2 protein-coding genes are annotated in these 1,876 nt (G+C 66.3%); both read left to right on the plus strand.

What is annotated here, in order from left to right:
• Positions 1–129 precede the first annotated feature (129 nt).
• Entirely contained in the window at positions 130–1,701 is a 1,572-nt protein-coding gene (locus tag AC5RUJ_RS15430; RefSeq protein WP_494128786.1) for a sodium-dependent transporter, read from the plus strand.
• Complete coding sequence (locus AC5RUJ_RS15435) at positions 1,698–1,835, plus strand: methionine/alanine import family NSS transporter small subunit (protein ID WP_494000583.1); 138 nt, start codon at positions 1,698–1,700, stop codon at positions 1,833–1,835. The genes AC5RUJ_RS15430 and AC5RUJ_RS15435 overlap by 4 nt, the downstream gene beginning before the upstream one ends.
• Positions 1,836–1,876 lie beyond the last annotated feature (41 nt).

The raw sequence follows: 1,876 nt of genomic DNA on the forward strand, positions 1-1,876 counted from the left end.
CGAGGCGTGCGTGCTCTCGCGTGGCGCCCGGGGCGGCCGGTTTTCGGGGCAGCCGCCCCACGGCGCTAGGATGGTCCGCGGCGTCACACGCGTCACACCACTGCCAGCCCTACACCGTGAGGTCCCTTCATGAGTACCCGTACCCCGCAGGCAGCGTTGGGCGCCAAGCCCAAGCGCGAGATGTGGTCCACCCGCAAGGTCTTCATCCTCGCGGCGATCGGCTCCGCCGTCGGCCTGGGCAACATCTGGCGCTTCCCGTACGTTGCCTACGAAAACGGCGGCGGCGCCTTCATCATTCCCTACCTGGTGGCGCTGTTGTCCGCGGGCATCCCGCTGCTGTTTTTGGACTACGCCGTCGGACACCGCCACCGTGGCTCCGCCCCGCTGGCCTACCGCCGGCTGGCGCGCGGCGCCGAAGGGCTGGGGTGGTGGCAGGTGGCCATCTGCTTCGTCATCTGCGTCTACTACGCCGTCATCATCGCCTGGGCGGCGATGTACATGATCTACTCCGTCACCGAGGAGTGGGGGGACGACCCCGCCGGATTCTTCATGGAATCGTTCCTCCAGGTGAGCAAGGACGTGAACATCGGTTTCGACTTCGTGCCCACGGTCCTTATCCCGCTGGTGGTTGTCTGGGCGGTGGTGCTGCTGGTGCTGGCCGCGGGCGTCCAAAAGGGCATCGGACGGGCGAACATCGTGTTCCTGCCGCTGCTGCTGGTCATGTTCCTGCTCCTGGTGGTCCAGTCCCTGTTCCTGCCCGGTGCGGCCGACGGGCTGAACGCGCTCTTCACTCCCGACTGGGGTGCGCTCACCAACACGACGGTGTGGGCCGCGGCCTACGGCCAGATCTTCTTCTCGCTGTCCGTTGCCTTCGGCATCATGGTCACCTACGCGTCCTACCTCAAGCACCGGACGGACCTGACCGGATCCGGGTTCGTGGTGGGCTTCGCGAACTCCGGTTTTGAGATCCTGGCCGGCATCGGCGTCTTCGCGGCGGTCGGCTTCATGGCCTTCAGCGCCGGCGCCGAGGTCGGCGACGTTGCCGCCGGCGGGATCGGGCTGGCGTTCGTCGCGTTCCCGACCATCATTTCGGAGGCCCCGCTGGGCGGACTGCTCGGCGTGCTCTTCTTCGGCTCGCTGGTGTTCGCCGGATTCACCTCGCTGATCAGCATCATCGAAGTCATCATCTCCGCGGTCCAAGACAAGCTCGGCATGAGCCGGGTCAAGACCACGTGGTGCGTCGGCATTCCGCTGGCGTTGATTTCCATCCTGCTGTTCCCGACCACCACCGGCCTGAACCTGCTGGATGTCACCGACGCCTTCGTCAACAGCTTCGGCATCATGGCCTGCGCCCTGGCGACCGTGCTGCTGGTGACCTACGGATTCCGCAAGCTGCCGCTGCTGGGCGGACACGTCAGCGAGGTCTCGTCCATCAAGCTGGGCCTGGGGTGGCGGATCATGGTCGGCATCGTCTCGCCGATCGTGCTGGGCTACATCCTGATCAGCGAACTGATCAAGAGGATCCAGGAAGGCTACGGCGACCCGCCCATGCCCGACTGGTTCGTGAACGTCTTCGGCTGGGGCATGGCGGGGTCCCTGATCGTGGCCGGCTTCATCCTGTCGCTGATTCCCTGGAGCAAGAAGTCGGCGGCCAACGACCCGGAGCTGGATGCCCACACCCTGAAGGAGACACAGCCGTGAGTACCGCAGCAATTGTCATGCTGATCATTTCCATCCTGACGGTCTGGGGAGGCCTGGCACTGGCCCTGGTCAACCTCAGCCGCCACCCCGAAGACGAGGGTGCCCTGCCGGCGGACCGCGCACCGGAACTCTAACCCGACGGCCCGCCGCGGCGGCGTCCTGCGGCCTCCGTGCC

The organism is Arthrobacter sp. Y3223164 (assembly GCF_059091005.1).